Source organism: Microbacterium sp. Y356, from assembly GCF_059445355.1.
Genome location: NZ_JCAIUE010000001.1, coordinates 362,585 through 382,070, shown reverse-complemented (window position 1 = coordinate 382,070; position 19,486 = coordinate 362,585). Strand labels below are relative to the sequence as shown.

Annotated in this window: 19 protein-coding genes; 11 read left to right on the top strand and 8 right to left on the bottom strand. The window is 64.5% G+C overall.

Features of this window, described 5'->3' with window-relative positions; genetic code table 11:
* The first annotated feature begins 121 nt into the window (after positions 1-121).
* The 3 genes from guaB1 to AC1C2Q_RS01955 all read left to right on the top strand — a co-directional run bounded on the left by guaB1 (position 122) and on the right by AC1C2Q_RS01955 (position 4,099).
* On the top strand, positions 122-1,591 hold the full coding sequence (guaB1, locus tag AC1C2Q_RS01965; protein ID WP_495429382.1) for a GMP reductase: 1,470 nt from the start codon (positions 122-124) through the stop codon (positions 1,589-1,591).
* 130 nt (positions 1,592-1,721) lie between these two features.
* On the top strand, positions 1,722-3,041 hold the full coding sequence (locus tag AC1C2Q_RS01960) for a hemolysin family protein (RefSeq protein ID WP_495429381.1): 1,320 nt from the start codon (positions 1,722-1,724) through the stop codon (positions 3,039-3,041).
* On the top strand, positions 3,038-4,099 hold the full coding sequence (locus AC1C2Q_RS01955; protein ID WP_495429380.1) for a hemolysin family protein: 1,062 nt from the start codon (positions 3,038-3,040) through the stop codon (positions 4,097-4,099). The genes AC1C2Q_RS01960 and AC1C2Q_RS01955 overlap by 4 nt, the downstream gene beginning before the upstream one ends.
* A 41-nt stretch (positions 4,100-4,140) precedes the next feature.
* Here the strand turns inward: AC1C2Q_RS01955 and AC1C2Q_RS01950 are convergent, their stop codons facing one another.
* On the bottom strand, positions 4,141-5,208 hold the full coding sequence (locus AC1C2Q_RS01950; RefSeq protein ID WP_495448793.1) for an NADH:flavin oxidoreductase/NADH oxidase: 1,068 nt from the start codon (positions 5,206-5,208) through the stop codon (positions 4,141-4,143).
* A gap of 49 nt (positions 5,209-5,257) precedes the next feature.
* On the opposite strand from AC1C2Q_RS01950, the gene AC1C2Q_RS01945 reads away from it, so the two are divergent.
* From AC1C2Q_RS01945 to AC1C2Q_RS01925, 5 genes are all read left to right on the top strand, one after another.
* Entirely contained in the window at positions 5,258-6,088 is an 831-nt protein-coding gene (locus AC1C2Q_RS01945) for an ADP-dependent NAD(P)H-hydrate dehydratase (protein ID WP_495448792.1), read from the top strand.
* Complete coding sequence (locus AC1C2Q_RS01940; RefSeq protein ID WP_495448791.1) at positions 6,085-7,308, top strand: hypothetical protein; 1,224 nt, start codon at positions 6,085-6,087, stop codon at positions 7,306-7,308. Before AC1C2Q_RS01945 ends, AC1C2Q_RS01940 begins: the two co-directional genes overlap by 4 nt.
* Before the next feature lie 32 nt (positions 7,309-7,340).
* The gene (locus AC1C2Q_RS01935; RefSeq protein WP_495448790.1) at positions 7,341-7,658 is read left to right on the top strand and encodes a thiamine-binding protein; all 318 of its coding nucleotides are present in this window, start codon (positions 7,341-7,343) and stop codon (positions 7,656-7,658) included.
* 72 nt (positions 7,659-7,730) lie between these two features.
* A complete protein-coding gene (locus tag AC1C2Q_RS01930; protein WP_495450527.1) occupies positions 7,731-8,909 on the top strand; it encodes an MFS transporter in 1,179 nt (392 codons plus the stop codon).
* Positions 8,910-8,935: 26 nt separating this feature from the next.
* A complete protein-coding gene (locus AC1C2Q_RS01925; RefSeq protein ID WP_495429375.1) occupies positions 8,936-9,562 on the top strand; it encodes an NUDIX hydrolase in 627 nt (208 codons plus the stop codon).
* Between the two features lies 1 nt (position 9,563).
* On the opposite strand, the gene metX is transcribed toward AC1C2Q_RS01925, so the two are convergent.
* Together metX and AC1C2Q_RS01915 are read right to left on the bottom strand one after the other, a co-directional pair.
* Complete coding sequence (gene metX / locus AC1C2Q_RS01920) at positions 9,564-10,772, bottom strand: homoserine O-acetyltransferase MetX (protein WP_495429374.1); 1,209 nt, start codon at positions 10,770-10,772, stop codon at positions 9,564-9,566.
* A 138-nt stretch (positions 10,773-10,910) separates the two neighbouring features.
* A complete protein-coding gene (locus AC1C2Q_RS01915; protein ID WP_495429373.1) occupies positions 10,911-12,233 on the bottom strand; it encodes a bifunctional o-acetylhomoserine/o-acetylserine sulfhydrylase in 1,323 nt (440 codons plus the stop codon).
* A gap of 137 nt (positions 12,234-12,370) precedes the next feature.
* Here AC1C2Q_RS01915 and AC1C2Q_RS01910 point away from each other — a divergent pair, with 137 nt between their 5' ends.
* From AC1C2Q_RS01910 to AC1C2Q_RS01900, 3 genes are read left to right on the top strand one after another with little or no spacing between them, the layout of a single operon-like run.
* Positions 12,371-13,159 carry an SDR family oxidoreductase gene (locus AC1C2Q_RS01910; protein WP_495448789.1) on the top strand — a complete coding sequence of 263 codons (789 nt, stop codon included), beginning with the start codon at positions 12,371-12,373 and terminating at the stop codon, positions 13,157-13,159.
* A gap of 9 nt (positions 13,160-13,168) precedes the next feature.
* On the top strand, positions 13,169-13,897 hold the full coding sequence (locus AC1C2Q_RS01905; RefSeq protein ID WP_495431675.1) for a uracil-DNA glycosylase: 729 nt from the start codon (positions 13,169-13,171) through the stop codon (positions 13,895-13,897).
* A gap of 5 nt (positions 13,898-13,902) precedes the next feature.
* The gene (locus AC1C2Q_RS01900) at positions 13,903-14,514 is read left to right on the top strand and encodes a GNAT family N-acetyltransferase (protein ID WP_495429371.1); all 612 of its coding nucleotides are present in this window, start codon (positions 13,903-13,905) and stop codon (positions 14,512-14,514) included.
* Here the strand turns inward: AC1C2Q_RS01900 and AC1C2Q_RS01895 are convergent.
* Genes AC1C2Q_RS01895 through AC1C2Q_RS01875 form a run of 5 tightly spaced genes read right to left on the bottom strand, consistent with a single transcriptional unit; the run spans position 14,474 to position 19,411 of the window.
* Positions 14,474-15,286, bottom strand: a complete 813-nt coding sequence (locus AC1C2Q_RS01895) for an ABC transporter ATP-binding protein (RefSeq protein ID WP_495448788.1) — start codon at positions 15,284-15,286, stop codon at positions 14,474-14,476. The genes AC1C2Q_RS01900 and AC1C2Q_RS01895 overlap by 41 nt on opposite strands.
* On the bottom strand, positions 15,283-16,074 hold the full coding sequence (locus AC1C2Q_RS01890) for an ABC transporter ATP-binding protein (RefSeq protein ID WP_495429369.1): 792 nt from the start codon (positions 16,072-16,074) through the stop codon (positions 15,283-15,285). The genes AC1C2Q_RS01895 and AC1C2Q_RS01890 overlap by 4 nt, the downstream gene beginning before the upstream one ends.
* On the bottom strand, positions 16,071-16,937 hold the full coding sequence (locus AC1C2Q_RS01885) for an ABC transporter permease (RefSeq protein ID WP_495448787.1): 867 nt from the start codon (positions 16,935-16,937) through the stop codon (positions 16,071-16,073). The genes AC1C2Q_RS01890 and AC1C2Q_RS01885 overlap by 4 nt, the downstream gene beginning before the upstream one ends.
* Positions 16,937-17,887 (bottom strand): ABC transporter permease, encoded by a 951-nt coding sequence (locus AC1C2Q_RS01880; RefSeq protein ID WP_495429367.1) that lies wholly within the window; start codon positions 17,885-17,887, stop codon positions 16,937-16,939. Before AC1C2Q_RS01880 ends, AC1C2Q_RS01885 begins: the two co-directional genes overlap by 1 nt.
* A 6-nt stretch (positions 17,888-17,893) precedes the next feature.
* Positions 17,894-19,411: an ABC transporter substrate-binding protein gene (locus tag AC1C2Q_RS01875; RefSeq protein ID WP_495448786.1), complete on the bottom strand. Its 1,518-nt coding sequence runs from the start codon at positions 19,409-19,411 to the stop codon at positions 17,894-17,896.
* Positions 19,412-19,486 lie beyond the last annotated feature (75 nt).

Below are 19,486 nucleotides of genomic sequence, written 5' to 3'. Positions count from 1 at the left end.
TTCGTGCACGACACCGGAGTCGCCGGATTCGTGCACCGTATGTCCTAGCCTAACGTGTTCCTACACGTGAATACGCGCGTAGCCACGCCCGTTTTGCTCCGCGGAAAGCTACCGTGGAGACATGAAGTTCGTCAGCGAGCAACCCGCCGTAGATCTCACCTATTCGGACGTCTTTCTTGTGCCACGACGTTCAGACATCACGAGCAGGCTTGAAGTGGACCTTGCGCCCAGGGATGGCACACCCGCGACGATTCCACTCGTGGCGTCGAACATGAACTCGGTCACCGGCCCCCGGCTCGCCGCTGTGCTGGCAAGGAGAGGTGGTCTCGGCATCCTTCCGCAGGACATGCCGCTGCAGGATCTGGATGCCGCGATTCGCGAGGTCAAGGCACAGCCGGTCGCATGGGACAGCCCTCTCGTGCTGCCTCCGTCCACTTCGGTGGCCGATGCTCTGCGTCTGTTGCCACCGACCGAAGGACACGGTGTCGTCGTCGCTGAGGGCGCTAACGCCGATCAGAGATCGAAGATCGACGCATCCGCGGTGCGTGGAATACTGCCGGCCACTCGCCTCGGCGTGGCGCTTCCTGACGCGCAGTTGGGCGACCTGGTGCACTCCGGAACGCCCGCTCTGGATGCCGAGGACATCAGGGACGGACGCGCGGCCTTCGACGTCATCACCGAGACCGGAGCCGAGTTGGTCATGGTCGTCGATCATGGACATCTGGTCGGAACGCTCAGCGCGCGCAGCGCCCTGCGCTCGACTTTGTACGCTCCGGCGCTCGATGCCGACGGGCGCCTCGCAGTAGGCGCGGCCGTGGGCATCAATGGCGACGTCGCAGCCAAGGCGAAGGCCCTCGCCGCCGCGGGAGTCGATGTGCTCGTAATCGATACCGCACACGGACATCAGGACGGGATGCTGCGCGCAATCGCTACCGTGGCTGCTCTGAATCTCGGCATCCCGCTGGTGGCGGGCAACATCGTGACATCAGACGGTGTGAACGATCTCGTCGACGCGGGGGCATCGATCCTTAAAGTCGGCGTCGGGCCCGGCGCGATGTGCACCACGCGCATGATGACCGCTGTTGGTCGGCCGCAGTTCTCCGCAGTGCTGGAAACGGCTGAGGCGGCGCACTCGCTCGGCGCGCACGTGTGGGCCGACGGAGGAGTGCGCTACCCCCGCGATGTGGCGCTCGCGCTCGCGGCCGGTGCGGCATCTGTCATGATCGGCTCCTGGTTCGCCGGCACGATCGAGGCGCCAGGACAGCTGCAGACCGACACCGACGGGCGAATCTACAAAGAATCCTGGGGCATGGCCTCGACCAAAGCCGTGCACGCCCGGTTCGGACGGCTCGACGCCTACGATCGTGCACGAAAGGAGCTTTTCGCCGAAGGAATCTCCTCGTCGAAGATTTACCTGGACCCGCTGCGCCCAGGGCTGGAAGACCTGCTGGACATGATCACCTCTGGCGTGCGCTCGTCGTTCACATACGCCGGAGCCGCGTCGGTGCCGGAATTCCACGACCGTGCACTGGTCGGTCGCCAGTCTGCCGCCGGGTACGAAGAAGGAAAGGCGTTGCCGGTCAGCTGGTAGCGCACAACATCCACATCAACAGCGATCAGATAGAACTGGTTCTGTAGAATTGATGCACCATGGACGACCCTCCCAGTAGAAGTACACAGCCCCACTGCCTGCCGCCGACCTCTGAGGAGGGGAGCGACTGATGGATTACGTCATGTTGGGCGTGGGGCTCCTGCTCACGGTAGGGACGGGATTGTTTGTCGCGAGTGAGTTCGCGCTTGTCAATCTCGACCGTGCTGAACTCGAAGCGCGTCAAGCCCGCGGAGAATCCCGCCTGGCGCTCACGATCAGCGCACTGAAGCACACGTCGACCCATCTCTCATCTGCGCAGCTCGGTATTACGCTGACGACGCTGCTCACGGGTTACACGATGGAGCCAGCACTGTCGAATCTGCTCGGACCGGTTCTGACCTCGTGGGGAATCGCCGAGTCCGTGGTTCGCCCCATTTCGACCGTCGTCGCCATGGTCGTCGCGACCGTGTTGTCGATGATTCTCGGCGAACTTGTGCCGAAGAACTTCGCCCTCGCATTGCCGCGCCAGACCGCCAAACTGGTGCTCCCATTCCAGACCGGATTCACGGCCGTGTTCAAACCTGTGATCGTCGTGCTCAACGGAAGCGCGAATGGCGTGCTGCGCTCGATGGGCATCGAGCCCAAGGAAGAGCTCTCTGGTGCTCGAACGGCGGAAGAGCTCTCGTCTCTCGTGCGCCGTTCGGCCAGCGCCGGCTTCCTGGAAGCAGACACCGCTAGCCTGCTCGACCGCAGCCTCACATTCGCCCGTCTGTCCGCCGACGACGTCATGACCCCGCGCCCCAGCATGCACGCGATCTTCGCCGGGGACTCTGCGGAAGATGTCATCCAGCTTGCCCGGCGCACAGGACACAGTCGATTCCCGGTCTACGACGACGATCTCGACGACATCACCGGTGTCGTACACCTGAAGGCGGCCGTTTCGGTGCCGCGCGAGCGCCGCGCCGAAGTTCCCGTCGGCGCGCTCGCCACTGAGCCGCTGCGTGTTCCGGAGACCTTGCACCTCGATGTACTGATCTCGGAGCTGCGTGCGAAGGGTTACCAGCTGGCGATCGTGGTCGACGAGTACGGCGGGACCGCCGGGATTGTGACACTCGAAGACCTGGTCGAGGAGATCGTCGGTGAGGTCTCCGATGAACACGATCGCAGCCGCGCCGGCGTGGTTCGCGGCCTCGATTCGATCACTTTCCCGGGTGAGCTGCGCCCTGACGAACTGCGCAGCCGAAGTGGAGTCCAAGTTCCTGAGGGAGATGTGTACGACACCGTGGGTGGCTACATGATGAGTGTGCTCGAGCGCGTGCCCGCCATTGGTGATGAGGTGGCTCTCGACTCTGGCGTGCTGCAGGTGATCCGCATGGACGGGCGCAGAATCGACCGCGTCCGTTACACGCCAGAGCCGGTCAACGCTGCGATCGAGGAGGTGACCCGATGAACGATTGGGCTGGAATCGTCTGGTTGGTCGTGCTTCTCGTCGCGAACGCCTTCTTCGTCGGAGCCGAGTTCGCAGTGATCTCCGCTCGACGCTCGCAGATCGAACCACGTGCCGAGGAGGGCTCGCGCGCCGCCAAAACGGCACTGTACGCAATGGAGCACGCGACGCTCATGCTCGCGACTTCGCAGCTTGGGATTACGATCTGCTCGCTGCTGATCCTGAACGTCTCCGAACCGGCTATCCACCATCTCCTTGGCGTGCCGATGCATGCCCTCGGATGGTCGGACACTGTGGTGGACGTCGTCGGATTCACGGTCGCTCTCCTGCTGGTCTCCTATCTGCACGTGGTGTTCGGTGAGATGGTGCCAAAGAACCTCGCGTTCTCGGTACCGGAGCGAGCAGTGCTCATCCTCGCCCCGCCGCTGGTGTGGGTGTCAAAGGTGTTCATGCCGGTGATCTGGGTGCTCAATGCGGCCGCCAACGGCGTACTGCGGTTGTTCCGCGTCGAGCCCAAGAACGAAGCAGCATCCACGTTCACGATCGACGAGGTGGCGACGATCGTTGACCAGTCGCGCCGTGAGGGGCTGCTGTCGGATACTTCCGGCGCCGTGGCGAAGGCTGTGGAGTTCACCGACAAGAAAGCACGCGATGTCGCCGTGGCTCTGAGCGATCTGGTGACGTTGCCGCAGACCACCACGCCGGATGACATTGAGCGTGCGGTCGCCCGTTACGGTTTCTCCCGCTACGTGATCGTCGACGAGGAGAACGTGCCGGTCGGCTACGTGCACCTGAAGGACATCCTGCGCGCTTCGGAGGGTGCGGATGCGGCGACTATGACGGTGGAGCCCATCCCGCAGAAGCGCGTCCACCACATGGTGCCTGTGCAGGAAGACACCGACCTCGAGGATGCCCTCGCGGTCATGCGCCGTGCCGGACGTCACCTGGCGAAGGTGCGAAATGCGCAGGGCGAGACGACAGCGGTGCTGTTCCTAGAAGACATCCTGGAAGAGCTCGTCGGCGAGGTTCAGGATGCGACGCGGAGGGTCCACGGCCGCTGACGCGCTCATCCCGCCCGGTCGTCCGGTGTGGTGTAGGTGTGTCAGCGCCAGCGGGCGCGCGTGTACTGCGGAGGCCAGGTGATATCGGCACCGAGTTCATGCGCGGCCCGCAGGCCGAAGTGCGGGTCGCGCAACCACTCGCGTGCGGCGAATATCGCATCCGCCGCGCCATCAGCGAGTACCCGCTCGGCCTGCTCGGCCGCGGTGATGAGCCCCACCGCCGTCACGGGGATCCGTCCGATCTGACGCACGGTCTCGGCGAGCGGCACCTGGTAGCCAGGGTGCACGTCGATCTTCTGGTGTGCGACGAGCCCGCCGCTGGAGACATCGATGAGGTCGGCCCCGTGTTCGATGGCCCAGCCACTCACAATTGCCGCCTCTTCGGGAGTGAAGCCGCCCTCGGCGTGGTCAGTTGCTGAGATGCGCACGAACAGCGGCACGCCACCGCCCGCAACCTCGCGCACGGCATCCACGATGCGCAGCAGGAGGCGTGCACGGTTCTCAAGCGATCCGCCGTACGAGTCCTCGCGCAGATTCGAAAGTGGCGAGAGGAACTGATGCAGCAGATATCCGTGCGCACCGTGGATCTCCAGCACGTCGAAGCCCGCCTCCAGGGCGCGGTGCGCGGCCTCACGGAAACTGTTGACGAGGTGCTCGATGCCCGCATCATCCAGCGCGACGGGCTCGTCGAACCCCTCGAAAGCGATCGCTGACGGCGCGACCGTCTGCCAGCCACCATCGGCGACAGATACCGACCCGCGCTCATCTGCCCATGGCCACCAGGTCGATGCTTTGCGTCCGGCATGTGCGAGCTGGATGCCGGCACGCCCGCCGCGTTCGTGGATGGCTCGTACGATCGGCGCCCAGGCATCACGCTGTTCGTCGTTCCACAGTCCGGCATCGCGCGGAGAGATGCGTCCTTCGGGGGTGACGCCGGTCGCCTCGGCGACGATGAGCCCTGCGCCGCCATCGGCGAATTGCGTGAGATGCGTGTGGTGCCATTCCTGCACCACCCCGTCGACGGCGCTGTACATGCACATCGGGGAAACCCAGAGGCGGTTCGAGAACGTGACGGAGCGGAGGCCGAGTGGGGAGAAGAGAAGACTCACTCGTTGACCGTATCGCGCTCAGACGGCAGCGGCGCGCTAGCGTGGAACCATGGTCGACGTCCGTGAATGGTCCCGTGCAGACACCAGACCCCTGTTGCGGGTGCCGGGTGCAACGGGTGACAAGTACTCACGCGGTGTCGTTGCGCTACGCACAGGATCGAACGAGTATCCAGGAGCCGCGGTACTGGGTGTCGAGGCGGCTTGGCGTACCGGTGCAGGTTTCGTCCGATTCGTCGGTGAAGGACGGGCAGCGGACGCTGTCATCGCCCGCCGACCGGAAACGGTGGCTGCGGCAGATGCTGGTCCGACCAGGGTGGATTGCTGGGTCATCGGCTCCGGTACCTCTGCCGCGGAGCGCACACCAGACGAAGAGGCGGCGCTGCGCAGTATCCTCTCCGGGACCGCCCCCGTCGTTGTCGACGCCGGGGCACTCGATCTCGTGCCGGAGGTGAGGGCGCCCATGATGATTACCCCACACGCGGGGGAATTCGCGCGACTGCGCGCTCAGATTCGGCTGAGAGAGTCTGGCGACCGCGTCGCGGATGCCGTTCAGACTGCACACGCCCTTGGCTGCACGGTGCTGTTGAAGGGGGCTACGACGCTGGTCGCGGCATCAGATGGAACGGTCATCTCAGTTTCATCCGCGCCAAGTTGGCTTGCGACGGCCGGAGCAGGCGACGTGCTCGCCGGAATTCTCGGTGCGTTGGTTGCCGCGAACCCGACAGCCCCAGTTGCCGAGGTTGCGGCGGCCGGCGCCTGGTTGCATGGATACGCGGCGCGTCTGGCATCCGGCACTATCGAGGGGGGCGTCGGGCATCCGATCGTGGCGCTCGACGTCGCGGAGGCTCTTCCCGCCGCGATCGGAGATCTGCTGTCGTGAAGTTTCGGACAATCGGTCTGTGGGGCGCATTCCTCGCAGTGCATATACTCATCGCCTGGCAGGGCTGGGTGTATCCGAGTCAGCCGATGGGCGATGTCGTCCTCGTCTACGAACCCTGGTCAGCTGCTGCCCTCAGTGGCGGCTCCATCGTCGGGATCACGGAGCCGTGGGTGTACCCCCAGCTGGCTCTGCTTCCGATGCTGCTTACTCAACTGCTCGCTTGGCCGTTGACGGGCCTGGTCGGCGTGCCCGGCGCGTACCTGATCGGGTGGGCAGTGCTGATCACCGCTCTGGATGCTGTCGCCTTCGGTGTACTCGTCGGTCGCACTGGCTCGTCATCGCGCCGTTCTGCCGGATGGTTCTGGGCCGCAGCGCTTCTATTGCTCGGGCCGATCGCCATGTACCGCATCGACGCGGTCACGGTGCCGCTGGCTGTCATCGGCGGGTTCTGGCTCGTCAAGCGTCCTGGCGTCGCGACGGTGCTGCTGACGATCGCAGCCTGGATCAAAATCTGGCCGGGTGCCCTGGTGCTCGCAGCTGTCGTGGCAGCGAAGAGTCGGATGCGGGTATTGCTCACGGCCGTTGCCGTCTCTGCAGTGACCGTGGCAGCGCTGTTCCTCCTCGGCGCTGATCGGCATCTGTTCGGATTCCTCACCGAACAGACCGGACGCGGGCTGCAGGTCGAGGCAGTCACGGCGACGCCGTTCATGTGGATGGCGCATTTCGGCGCAGCATCCGTCGACTACAGCTTCGACATCCTGACCTTCCAGATCGGCGCGCCTGGCGTTGATGTGCTCGCCGCGTTCCTGACCCCGCTGATGATGCTGGTGACGCTCGCAGTGGTCGCGCTCGGCGCCGTCAAGGCCATGCGGGGAGCATCCTTCCCGCGGCTGTTCCCACCGCTCGCCCTCGCGATCGTGGCGACGCTGATCGTCACCAACAAGGTGGGATCGCCGCAGTTCCAGACCTGGTTGATCGCTCCCGTAATCCTCTGGATCATCTTCGACCGCACCCGATCGGGCGTGCCCGCCGGTGTCGTGCTTGCGCTGTGCGCACTGACCTGCCTGATCTACCCGCTGACCTACGACGCGCTGCTGCGGACGGACCTGCTGCCACTGTTGCTGCTGACCGTGCGCAACCTCCTGCTCGTCGGGCTGCTCGTCATCGCCGCGCGCGCCCTGGTGCGCGTACCCATCAGCCGCATATCCACCAGACGCTGAACGCCCCAGGCATCGAACCGAAAGGAAACATCATGCTCATCGCATTCTCCGTAGCACCATCCGGCACCGGTCGCGAGGACGGATCCGTCCATGACGCCGTCGCGGCCGCAGTCAAGGTCGTCCGCGACTCCGGTCTGCCGCACCGCACGACCAGCATGTTCACCGAGATCGAGGGCCCTGACTGGGACACGGTGATGGATGTCGTCAAGCGGGCCACCGAAGCGGTGATGCCATTCGGCTCCCGTGTATCGCTCGTCCTCAAGGCAGATATTCGTCCCGGATACTCCGATGAACTCGACGGGAAGCTTGACCGGCTGGAAGCCGCGATCGAAGATGCCGCCGATCAGTGAGATCTGGCCCTGACATCTGACCAGTAGCATTGACGGGTGAACCACTCCTCGACACTCTCGAGGGGTGCGGCGATGACGGCGCTCCTCTCTCTCGCCATCGGCTCCTTCGGCATCGGTATGACCGAGTTCGTCGTCATGGGGCTCCTGCCAGACATCGCCCAGGATCTGCTCCCAGATGTGTGGGCGGCGTCGCACGAAGAAGCGATCGCGCAGACCGGCATCCTCATCTCGCTGTATGCGCTCGGTGTGGTCATCGGTGCGCCGACAATCGCTGGCTTCGTCGCGCGTTTCCCGCGCCACCATGTGATGCTCGGGCTCGCGCTGGCGCTGACCCTGTTCAACGCACTGACGATCGTGCTGCCAACGTTCGAGCTGGTCGGGATGTCGCGCTTTCTCGCGGGGCTGCCGCATGGCGCGTACTTCGGGATCGGCGCGCTCGTCGCGGCAGATGTGCTGGGCCCAGGCAAGCGCGCCAAAGGCGTTGCCTTCATTCTCACCGGCCTCACCATCGCGAACGTCGTCGGTGTGCCGCTCGGCACGTACCTCGGGCAGCAATGGGGCTGGCGGACGGCGTTCCTGATCGTCACCGTCGTCTTCGCTGTGGCGACCGTATGCATCGCCAGGTTCGTGCCGAAGCACCCGGGGGAGCCTGGTCGCACCATGCGGTCAGAGCTCGGCGTGTTCCGAGTCGGTCAGGTGTGGCTCACGCTCGGGATCGGAGCGATCGGTTTTGGCGGCTTCTTCGCCGTCTACAGCTATGTCGCGCCACTGGTGACAGAGGTCGCCGGTTCGCCCGAATGGGCAGTTCCGATCGTGCTCGTGCTCGTCGGTCTCGGCATGACCGTCGGCAACCTGCTCGGTGGGTACATGGCAGATCGGGACCTCCGGCGTACGCTGCTGATCGGTATGGGCGCGCTTGCGCTGGTTCTCGTTCTGTTGGCGCTGCTGTCGTTCCAGATCATCCTGCTGGCATTCTTCGCGTTCGCGGTGGGGCTGGTGTCCTCTGTGCTGAGCCCTGCGATCCAGACGAGGCTCATGGATGTTGCGGGGGACAATCAGTCGATCGCCGCCGCGATGAATCATTCCGCGCTCAACATCGGCAACAGCCTCGGTGCCTTCCTCGGCGGAATGGTGATCGCTGTCGGGTGGGGCTTCACCGCGCCCGCGTGGGTCGGAGCAGCACTCGCACTGGTAGGCCTCGCAATAACTGTGGTCGCGTTCCGCGTCGAGCGGGTCGCCGTCGCGGCCTGATCATTGCAGAGCTCTAAAGTGAGGGCATGGATGCGACGATGCACGTTGCCGGAACGGCAGTACTGCTGCGTGATCGCGCAGATGGACCCGAAGTTCTGCTGACACGACGTCCGGACCGCGGATCCTTCGCCGCGGCGTGGGTGTTTCCCGGTGGCATGGTCGAATCCCCGGATGCGGTCCACGGTGAATCCGAGCAGCAGACCGCGGCGCGTGCTGCCATCCGCGAGTGCGAAGAAGAGGTGGGGCTTCGGCCGGTGGAACTGGTCACCCTGTCGTGTTGGGTGCCACCAGTGGAAGCACCGAAACGCGTGCGTACTTGGTTCTTTCTCTCGACTGCGCCAGAGGGCGAGCTGACGCTGTCGCCTGACGAAGTGGAAGAGTCGCGCTGGCTGGCGCCTGCAGCGGCGCTCAGGCTACATGCGCTGGGCGATCTGCGCCTGTTTCCGCCGACCTGGGTGACGCTGAACGCGCTGCAGGCGGTGCACAGCATCGAAGCGGCGTTCGCCGCAGCATCCGCTCCTGAGTTCTACGCCACGCACATTCTTGGCGACGGAATCTTCGTCTGGGGTGGGGACGCCGAGCATCCAGAAGGCGGCGAGGGGCGGCACAGGTTGGAAACCGCTAACCGCCCGTGGCGATATCTGCGCGACTGATTCAGCTGTCGAGCAGGCGGCGCAGATGCGCGCCGACCTCTTCGGTTTCGATCAGGAAGCCGTCGTGGCCGAAATCACTGGTGAGGACCACAGCCTCGTTGCCATCAAGGGTGTTCGGGATGCTTCGCGCGATGCGATGCTGTCCGTCGACGGGGAACAGCCGGTCGGTGTCGATACCGAGCACGAGCGTTGTGGCGGTGACGCCATGGAGCGCTTCTTCCACACCGCCACGGTCGCGGCCGACGTCGTGCGAGCTCATGGCCTCGACGACTGTGATGTAGCTGTTCGCATCGAAGCGGCGGGTGAACTTGTTGCCGTGGAAGTCGAGATAGCTCTCCACAGCGAAGCGACCACCGTGGCCGAGAGGCGAGACGCCTGATTGCCAGGAGCGTTGGAAGCGCTGGTTCAGCTCGATCGGGCTGCGGTAGTTCAACAGCGCCATTCGGCGTGCGAGGGCAAGCCCGCGGTGCGGCCCGTCGCCGTCATCGAGGTCGTAGTACTCGCCACCCTGGAACCGTGAGTCCATGCGAATTGCTTCGAGCTGCACCGAGTTCAGTGCGATCTGGTCGGCGGTACTGGTCGGGGGAGAAGAGAGGATCGCGAGTCGTTCGACGCGCTCCGGGTGCGTGGCCGCCCATTCGAGCGCGTGCATGCCGCCCATAGATCCACCGATAACGCTGGCCCAGCGGTCGATGCCCAGCTCATCTGCGAGCAGCACCTGTGCGGCGACTTGGTCGCGGATCGTCAGGTAGGGGAAGCGGGAGGCCCACTCGTAGCCGTCCGGCGCAACGCTGGCGGGGCCGGTGGAGCCCTGGCATCCGCCCAGCATGTTCGGCGCGATCACGCACCAGCGATCTGTGTCCAGCGGAGCGCCGGGACCGACGATGTCTTCCCACCATCCTGCGGTGGGATGCCCGGACCCTGCGCCGCCGCGCAGATGACTGTCGCCTGTGAGCGCGTGCAGCACGAGGATGGCGTTGTCGCGAGCGGCGTTGAGTTCGCCCCACGATTCGTACGCGACGCGGATGCTGGGCAGCTCCTGCTCGCTCTCGGTGCGGAACGGGCCAAAGGCGGCGAACTTCCGGTCGCCGACCGGGTCGCCGTCACGCCATGCGCCCGTGACCGGCGGGCGTGCTCGGAGGAGGCGCGCATCCGCTGCCGTCACTCGCGCCGATGGCACGGTGTCTTCAGAGGTGCTCTGCCAGTCCATGCATCCATTCTCGCCTGGTTCTGCGCATGCGCGGCGAACGTTACGGCGGGGCTGGAGTGGGTGCCCAACGCGGGGATACGGAAATTCCCTCCGACAGCGAGGCTGGGGAGGGAATTTCCGTATCCGACGGGCTGAGAACTAGGCGCGAGCGGCCTCTGAGACGCGACGTGCCGCGGCCAGGGCCTGCTCCAGATCGGCCTTCAGGTCTTCGATGTTCTCGAGTCCCACAGACAGACGCACGAGACCAGGCGTGACGCCTGAGGTGAGCTGCTGCTCTGGCGTCAGCTGCGAGTGCGTCGTGGATGCCGGGTGGATGACGAGCGAGCGCACATCACCGATGTTCGCCAGGTGGCTGAACAGCGACAGGCTGTTGACGAACTCGCGACCGGCCCCGACGCCGCCCTTGAGTTCGAACGAGAGGACAGCGCCGACGCCCTTCGGCGCGTACTCGTTCGCCTTGGCGTACCAGGGGGATGAAGGGAGCCCTGAGTAGTTCACGGTCGCGACGTCGGCGTGGTTGTCGAGCCACTCAGCGATCTCCTGCGCGTTCTGCACGTGGCGCTCGATGCGCAACGACAGCGTCTCGATGCCCTGGATGAGGTTCCAGGCGCTCTGCGGTGCGATGGCCGAGCCGAGGTCACGAAGCAGCTGAACGCGGGCCTTGATGATGTAGGCGAGCGAGTCGCCGACCGCCGTGGTATAGACCGCGCCGTGGTACGACGGGTCAGGCTCTGTGAGGCCGGGGAACTTCGCAGCGTTCTTGGTCCACTCGAACTTCCCGCCGTCGATGATCGCACCGCCGATGGTGGTGCCATGGCCGCCGAGGAACTTGGTGACCGAGTGCACGATGATGTCGGCGCCATGCTCGAAAGGACGGATCAGGTACGGCGTGGCGATCGTGTTGTCGACGATCAGCGGGACGCCTTCGGCGTGCGCGACGTCGGCGACGCTGCGGATGTCGAGCACGTTGATCTTCGGGTTGCCGATGGTCTCGGCGAAGAAGAGCTTGGTGTTCGGGCGCACAGCGGCGCGCCACTCTTCGATGTTGTCCTGGTTCTCGACGAAAGTGACCTCGATGCCGAGCTTGGCGAGCGTGTACTTGAAGAGGTTGTACGTGCCGCCGTAGATCGAGCTGGACGAAACGATGTGGTCCCCGGCCTGCGCGATGTTCAGCACGGCGAACGTCGACGCTGCCTGTCCGCTGGAGAGCACCAATGCTCCTGTGCCGCCTTCGAGCGCGGCAAGGCGCTGCTCGAGGACGTCCTGCGTCGGGTTCTGAATGCGTGTGTAGATGTTTCCGAACTCGGCGAGCGCGAACAGGTTCGCGGCGTGGTCTGCGTTGTCGAACACGTACGACGTGGTCTGGTAAATCGGTGTGGCGCGCGCCTTGGTGACCGGGTCGGGTGCGGCACCCGAGTGAATCTGCTTGGTCTCGAAACGCCAGGTCTCAGCTGCGGACATGTTGTTCTCCCTGGATCGGATTGAGGTCAGTACGGCGGATGCCGCTTATGTGAGGGTACGTAGAAGCCACGATGTCAACAACGCGCCGGACATGTTACGTAACATCAGCAGACCCGGAAAAGTCGTACGGTTGAGGCATGGTGATCAGGCGTGCAGTCGTGACAGGTGCGAGTTCCGGGATCGGGGAGGCCACAGTTCGTGATCTTCGCTCGCGCGGGTGGGATGTGGTCGGCGTCGCCAGACGCGCAGATCGACTTCAGAAGCTGGTCGATGAGACCGGCGCATCGGCCATCGCATGCGATCTCACCGACGCGGATGCCGTCGCTTCTCTCATCAAGGAACTTGAGGCCGCAGGCCCGGTGCACGCACTCGTGCAGGTCGCTGGTGGCGCTCGCGGCACTGACCGAGTTGAAGACGGCAGCGTCGACGACTGGCAGTGGATGTTCGACGTGAACGTGCTGGCCACGCAGCGTCTCGTGGCTGCTCTGCTGCCGCTGCTGCGCCGTGCCGCGGCATCCGATGGCCATGGCGACCTGGTGTTCGTGACTTCCACGGCCGCATACACCGCCTACCCCGGTGGCAGCGGCTACAACGCGGCAAAGGCTGCGCAGTCAATGATCGTCAAGGTGCTGCGTCAGGAGCTCAACGGAGAGCCGCTGCGTGTGGTCGAGGTCGCTCCTGGCATGGTGCACACCGAGGAGTTCACCCTCAACCGTCTGCGCGGCGATCAGCTCGGGGCCGAAGCGGTGTACGCGGGTGTCGATGAGCCGCTCACGGCTCACGACGTCGCCGACGTCATCGGCTACGCGCTCGATGCGCCGGGTCATGTGAACCTCGACCTGATCACGATGCGTCCGGTCGCTCAGTCGGCACAGCACCTTCTCGCGCGCGGCGAGCTGCGGGTGCGCATCGAGTCCGAGGACTGATTCTCGGTGTTGAGCCGGCCACTGGCCCAGCTGGCGGCGGAAGGACTGATCGACCGCGGGTGGGCTGATGCGCTTGCACCTGTTGCCGACCTGATCCGTGAGCTTGGTGAACGCCTTCGTCTGGAGAAGGACGAAGGTCGAGAGTATCTGCCGTCAGAAGATCGGGTGCTGCGCGTCTTCCAGCAGCCCTTCGCGGACGTGCGCGTGCTGATCGTGGGGCAGGATCCCTATCCGACGCCCGGTCATCCGATCGGGTTGTCCTTCGCAGTGGATCGCCACGTGCGGCCGTTGCCGAGGAGCCTGACGAACATCTACGCCGAGCGCGAGAGCGATATTGGTATTCCACCCGCACCACACGGTGATCTGACGACGTGGAGCGACCAGGGAGTGCTGCTGCTGAACCGGGTGCTCACGGTGCGCCAGGGGGAGGCAGGATCCCACCGCGGCTGGGGTTGGGAGCAGGTGACCGAGCTCGCGATTCGCGCGCTCCTGGCGCGCGAGCATCCACTTGTCGCGATTCTCTGGGGGAAGGATGCCGGGAGTCTGCGGCCGATGCTCGATGAGACTCCGATCATCGAATCTGCCCATCCTTCGCCACTGTCTGCGCGGCGCGGATTCTTTGGCTCGCGGCCGTTCTCCAGAGCGAACGAAATCCTCATTCAGCAGGGAGCGAACCCGATTGACTGGCATGTCGGTGGCGACGATGCACGCTCGGCGCCCGCTCCGGCACTATTCTGACTTTCATGCAGTTCGAACCCGGCGACCGACGTCGACGGCTACCGCGTCATCTAAGGGCACCTGAACCTGCGCCGGACACCTTCTCGTTCGTGATCAGGCCGGCCCGAATCGGTGATCTGCCAGACATCCGTGAAATATACAACCACTACGTCGCGAACTCCGTCGTGACCTTTGACGAGAAGCGCAGCACACATCGATACTGGCGCGAGAAGTTCGCCATGCTGACCAAACTCAAACTTCCTTTCCTCGTCGCCGTAGGCCCGTCGAATCAGGTCATCGGGTATGCGCTGGTGCAGCCGTGGGCGAGCAAGACGGCATACCGATACACCGTCGAGGATTCGATCTATCTCGGGCCGGGCGCCGGCGGAAAGGGTCTCGGCTCCTCGCTGCTGCAGGCACTGATCGAGGCGTGCGAACAGATCCGCCTGCGCGAGATCGTGGCAGTCATCAGTGACAGCGGCGCCGAAGCATCTATTCACCTGCACACGAAGCTCGGCTTCGTCGAGGTCGGGCGCATGGGCAGAGTTGGCTTCAAGTTCGGACGCTCGCTGGGAACGATCTACCTGCAGAAGTCACTCAAACCGAAGCGTCGCCGCCTCGCGCAGCGTGAGGGATGACCGGTATCGCCGCCAGCAGTCGCTTGGTGTAGTCCTGCTTTGGGTGCAGCAGGACGTCCTTGGTCGTGCCGCGCTCCACGATATGACCATCTTTCATCACTGCGACCGTGTCGCACAGATTCTGCACCATGCCGATGTCGTGGGAGACGATGATCAGCGTCAGATCCTCCGTCGTCAGAAGCCGTGCGAACAGTTCCAGTACCTGAGCGCGCACCGTGACATCCAGCGCTGACATCGGTTCGTCGCCGATCAGGATGCGTGGCCTGTGTGCGATCGCACGTGCGATCGCGACGCGCTGCCGCTGGCCGCCGGAGAATTCGTGCGGATAGCGGTCGGCCATTTCCGGTTCCAGCCCAACCTGGGTGAGAACCTCGTGCACCCGTGCGCGACGATCGCCTTCGATGCCGAGTGCCCACAGCGGCTCGGCGATGATCTGACCGGCGCTCATCCGAGGGTCGAGCGAGGCATAGGGGTCTTGGAAGACCAGTCCGGTCTGACGGCGCAGCCAATGCAGCGAACGGGCAGAGGCCGTGGCATCCACCGCCTTGCCATCGATCGAGACCGAGCCTGCCGTCGGGCGGTCCAGTCCCAGCAGCAGACGGACCAATGTGGATTTTCCCGAGCCTGACTCGCCGATGAGACCGATGGACTCGCCGGCCTCGATGCTCAGGTCTGTCGGATGCAGAGCCGTCTGAACCTCGGCGCGGTCGAACATCGTGCGCTTCGGCACGGCAAAATCGCGGCGCAGGCCACGCGTTTCGATGAGGCTCATGAGTCACCGCCATCCGGACGCCACAACGTCGCCGTGGCATCGCGCAGCAGACCCTGCGTAATCGGAGAGACCGGAGCGGTGAGCAGCGTCGAGACCGGGGCCGCTTCAATCACCCGGCCATGTTCGAGCACGACGCCGTGTGTGGCAACTTGGGCGAGCACGGCCAGGTCGTGTGTGATGAACATCAGCGACATGCCGTTTTCTTCGACAAGCGACAGCAGTAGACGCAGGATCTCGGCCTGGATCGTGACATCCAGTGCGGTGGTGGGTTCATCGGCGATGAGCAGCCGGGGACGGCAGGCGAGAGCCATTGCGATCGCGACGCGCTGACGCTGCCCGCCGGAGAGCTGATGTGGATATTTCTGGACGATCGACTCCGGATCGGGCAAGTGCACGCGCGCCGCCTCTTCGATCGCCCGTTCGCGCGCCTCGCGTTTGCTTACGCCGGTGTGGATGCGCACAGACTCGGCGATCTGCCTGCCCACGGTGCGGATCGGATTCAGCGCTGTGCGCGGCTCCTGGAACACGATGCCGATGTCGTCGCCCCGGAAGCGTGCCAGCTGCTTGTCTGGCATCCCGATCAGCTCGGTGTCATTCCAGAGGACGCTTCCGCTGGATGTGGCACCGTCGGGGAGAAGACCAAGGATGGCGAGCGCGGTAATTGACTTGCCAGATCCGGATTCGCCGATGAGACCGAGGCGCGCGCCGTCTGGCACCTCGAAGGAGATGCCGTCGATCACGCGGCGTCCGTCAATGTCGACGACGAGGTCTTGCACGACGAGGCTCATGCGATGACCGCCGGAGTGTGAGTTTCCGCTGCGCGATGCTGCAGAGTCGGGTCGGTGGCTTCGCGCAGCGCGTCACCGAGCAGGTTCAATGCCAGCACGGTGATCGTGATGGCAAGTCCTGGCCAGATGACCGAGAGTGGGTGGATGCTGATGTACCGCTGCAGGTCTGCCAGCAGGATGCCCCATGAAGGCTCCACGATCGAGGCGCCGAAGCCCAGGTAGGACAGACCGGCCTCGGCGAGCACGGCGACTGCCATCGACCACGACAGCTGCACGATGAAGACCGGCGCGACGTTCGGCAGCAGATGACGCACGAGGTTCTGCGAGGTGGTGAGGCCTGAGGCCCGCCCGGCGAGCACGAAGTCGCTCTGCTGTACGCGGCGCAGCTCTGGGCGGGTGACACGGGCGATGTTCACACCAAACCCGATGCCGACCGCCCAGATCACGACCCAAAGCGATCCGCCCCAGACCGAGGAGATCATCATCGCGATGATCAGTACGGGGAAGGCGATCAGGATGTCGACGAGGACAGCGATGGTCTCCCGCATCCAGCGGAAGGTGAGAGCACCGAGCGCGGCGAGGGCGATGCCGACGACTGTGGCGATGATGCCGGCGCCGAGGCTGACGAAGACCGTAGTGCGCGCTCCGGCCATGATGAGGCTGAGGATGTCTCGGCCTGTGTTGTCGGTGCCCAACAGATGCGGCCATCCTGGCGCAGCCCAGCGGGCGCGGATATTGGTCTCAAGCGGGTTGAATGGCGTCCAGAACACTGAGACGAGCGCGACAATCGCGATCACGGCGACAGCAATCAAACCGAATCGTCCGGTCGCGCTGTGCCACAGCGCACGCAGCCAGCGGGGCATCAGGCGGCCTCTCTCTGTCGAGGGTCGACGAAATGGTGGACGAGATCGACGATGAAACCGATGATGAGCACAAGCCCAGTGAGTACGAGCAGCTCGCTTTGCACCTTGATCAGGTCGCGCGTGCCGACGTCGGCGACCAGCATCCGCCCGATGCCGGGAAGAGTGAAGAGCTGCTCGATCACGACTGAGCCGACGATGATGCCTGCCACCTGAAGCCCCAGCACCGTCACGATCGACAGACCCACGGCAGGGATGCCGTGTTGGATGAGCGCCCGATTGCGGGTCAGCCCTTTTGCGGCCGCAGTGCGGACGAAATCCTGGCCGCGGGCCTGCAGGGTCGCGCTGCGAACGAAACGCAGCAGCATTGCGCCCTCGACGATACCGATGGTCAGGGCGGGGAGCAGCAACGATTGGAACGCTTGCCACGGCTGGTCCCAACCGCCACGGGGGAAGCCCTGTGCAGGCAGCCAGCCGAGCCAGATCGCAAACACCACGATGAGCATCATGCCCGCCCAGATGACGGGGACGGCGGCCAGTGCCTGTGCCGTGACGCTGAGGGCAGTGCCACTCGCGCGCCCGCGCAGCAGGGCAGAGAGAATTCCGAACGGGATGGCTATCAGTAGCGCGATCACAAGGGCCATGATTCCGAGCGGAACTGTTACCTGTGCTTTCTCGGCCAGTTCTTCACCGACGGATGCACCGCTGAGCTGAGACGTGCCGAGATCTCCGGTGAGCACTCCGCCGATCCAGTCGCCGTACTGCGCCATCAGCGGACGATTCAGACCAAGCGACTCGCGCAGTGCGTCCACCGTCGCCGGCGTCGCCTGCGTGCCGGCGATCAGCTGCGCGACGTCTCCGGGGAAGACCCGCAACGTCAGGAAGATGAGCACGCTCGACACGAGGAGCCCTGCGATCAGCAGGACTCCTCGTGTGAGCGTGTAGCGAAGCACCCGGAATTACTCTGCGGCGACGGTGACACCCGCGAGGTTGATTCGCGAGTTGATCGAGTCTTCGGGGAACCCGGCGACGATCGGGCGCACAGCGGTGATGGTCTCACCCGTGTACAGCCAATCGGCGGCATGATCCTCGGAGACGAGACGCGCGGCCTCGGCGAGAAGTGCGGCGGAGGCGTCTTCATCGATTTCGGCGAGTGCCTCAGCGTACAGTCGCTGCACTTCGGGGTTGTCGTAGTTGAAGTAGTAGTCCGGGTTTGCGAAGTTACCGAAGTCACGAGGCTCGACGTGGAGCACGAAGCTGAGTTCGTAGTCCTTGTTCGTGTAGACGTCCTCGAGCCATGTCGCGAATTCGACCGAGTTGACCTCAAGCGTGACGCCGACCTTTGCGAAGTCGGAGATCAACACGGTGGGCACGGTGGTCCCATAGAAGGACGGAATGGTGAGCGTCAGCTCCAGGTCCTCCTGCCCGGCATCGGCGAGCAGTTCCTTCGCGCGCTCCGGGTCGTAGGGGGCAACATCTGACAGGTCTTCGTACCCGGGGTCGAGTTCGGGGATCGGACCATACTGTGCCTGGCCGGAACCAACCGCCTCGATGAGTGCCTCGTGATCGATTGCGAGTCGCAGCGCCTCACGCACGCGCACGTCGTCAAGCGGCGCCTTCGCGTTGTTGAATGCAAGAGTTGCCTTGTCGGTGGTGCGGCCCTGGGTCAGCAGGAAATCTCCCGAGTCTTCAAGCTCGGGGGCGAGGTTGGGGTCGACTGCGGTGAGAACATCGAGGCTGCCGTCGAGGGCGGCGTTGACACCAGCGGTGAAGTCGGGGATGTATTCAAACACCACCTCGGCGACACTGGCCGGTTCGCCCCAGTAGGCATCGTGGCGCGCGAAGGTGATTGCACTTCCCTTGCTCCACTTTTCCAAAGTGAACGGGCCGGTGCCGTTCTCTGCGGTTTGCAGGTCGGTGGTGTCACCGGTTTGGAAGACGAGCCCAGCAGGACCGGTGAGCGCGAACAGGAAGTTCTGGTTCGGCGCGGTCAGTGTGATGACCACTGATGTCGCATCCGGCGCCGCAATCGAGGCGATACTCGCGAAATCAGAGAAGCCCTGCAGTGTCTCGTCCGTGCGGACGGCTTCATAGGATGCCACGACATCCGCTGAGGTGAGCGCCGTGCCGCTGTGGAACGTGATGCCGTCGTTGAGCGTGAACGTGTAGGTGAGGCCGTCGTCAGAGACTTCATACTCGGAGGCCAGGCTCGGCTCGATGGTGTTGTCCTGCGTGCGCGTCACCAGGCCCTCGTAGATGTTGTCGATCAGGATCTGTTCGATCGCTGCGCCGCTGGTATGACGGATATCGAGGTTCGTCGGTTCGAGAACGAGACCGACCGTGAGCGTTGCGTCGGGATCGGGCTCGCCTGTGGAGGTCTCCACCGGCTCCGGGGTGGAACCCGCGCAGGCCGTCAGGATGAGGACGGTCGCGGCGAGGGCGGAGATGACGGCAAGGCGTCTGGGACGTCGGAACATGAAGTGCGGGATCCTCTCGGGTGGCAGCTGCTGTGTTGCCGGTTCGGGTAGAGCCTAGGGAAGGGCGGACTGTGT

What these genes read in the sequence shown, in the direction of transcription:
- guaB1 (WP_495429382.1), top strand. Translation starts at nt 122, where the DNA reads ATGAAGTTCGTCAGCGAGCAACCCGCCGTAGATCTCACCTATTCGGAC.
- AC1C2Q_RS01960 (WP_495429381.1), top strand. Translation starts at nt 1,722, where the DNA reads ATGGATTACGTCATGTTGGGCGTGGGGCTCCTGCTCACGGTAGGGACG.
- AC1C2Q_RS01955 (WP_495429380.1), top strand. Translation starts at nt 3,038, where the DNA reads ATGAACGATTGGGCTGGAATCGTCTGGTTGGTCGTGCTTCTCGTCGCG.
- AC1C2Q_RS01945 (WP_495448792.1), top strand. Translation starts at nt 5,258, where the DNA reads ATGGTCGACGTCCGTGAATGGTCCCGTGCAGACACCAGACCCCTGTTG.
- AC1C2Q_RS01935 (WP_495448790.1), top strand. Translation starts at nt 7,341, where the DNA reads ATGCTCATCGCATTCTCCGTAGCACCATCCGGCACCGGTCGCGAGGAC.
- AC1C2Q_RS01930 (WP_495450527.1), top strand. Translation starts at nt 7,731, where the DNA reads ATGACGGCGCTCCTCTCTCTCGCCATCGGCTCCTTCGGCATCGGTATG.
- AC1C2Q_RS01925 (WP_495429375.1), top strand. Translation starts at nt 8,936, where the DNA reads ATGGATGCGACGATGCACGTTGCCGGAACGGCAGTACTGCTGCGTGAT.
- metX (WP_495429374.1), bottom strand. Translation starts at nt 10,772, where the DNA reads ATGGACTGGCAGAGCACCTCTGAAGACACCGTGCCATCGGCGCGAGTG.
- AC1C2Q_RS01915 (WP_495429373.1), bottom strand. Translation starts at nt 12,233, where the DNA reads ATGTCCGCAGCTGAGACCTGGCGTTTCGAGACCAAGCAGATTCACTCG.
- AC1C2Q_RS01910 (WP_495448789.1), top strand. Translation starts at nt 12,371, where the DNA reads ATGGTGATCAGGCGTGCAGTCGTGACAGGTGCGAGTTCCGGGATCGGG.
- AC1C2Q_RS01900 (WP_495429371.1), top strand. Translation starts at nt 13,903, where the DNA reads ATGCAGTTCGAACCCGGCGACCGACGTCGACGGCTACCGCGTCATCTA.
- AC1C2Q_RS01895 (WP_495448788.1), bottom strand. Translation starts at nt 15,286, where the DNA reads ATGAGCCTCATCGAAACGCGTGGCCTGCGCCGCGATTTTGCCGTGCCG.
- AC1C2Q_RS01890 (WP_495429369.1), bottom strand. Translation starts at nt 16,074, where the DNA reads ATGAGCCTCGTCGTGCAAGACCTCGTCGTCGACATTGACGGACGCCGC.
- AC1C2Q_RS01885 (WP_495448787.1), bottom strand. Translation starts at nt 16,937, where the DNA reads ATGCCCCGCTGGCTGCGTGCGCTGTGGCACAGCGCGACCGGACGATTC.
- AC1C2Q_RS01875 (WP_495448786.1), bottom strand. Translation starts at nt 19,411, where the DNA reads ATGTTCCGACGTCCCAGACGCCTTGCCGTCATCTCCGCCCTCGCCGCG.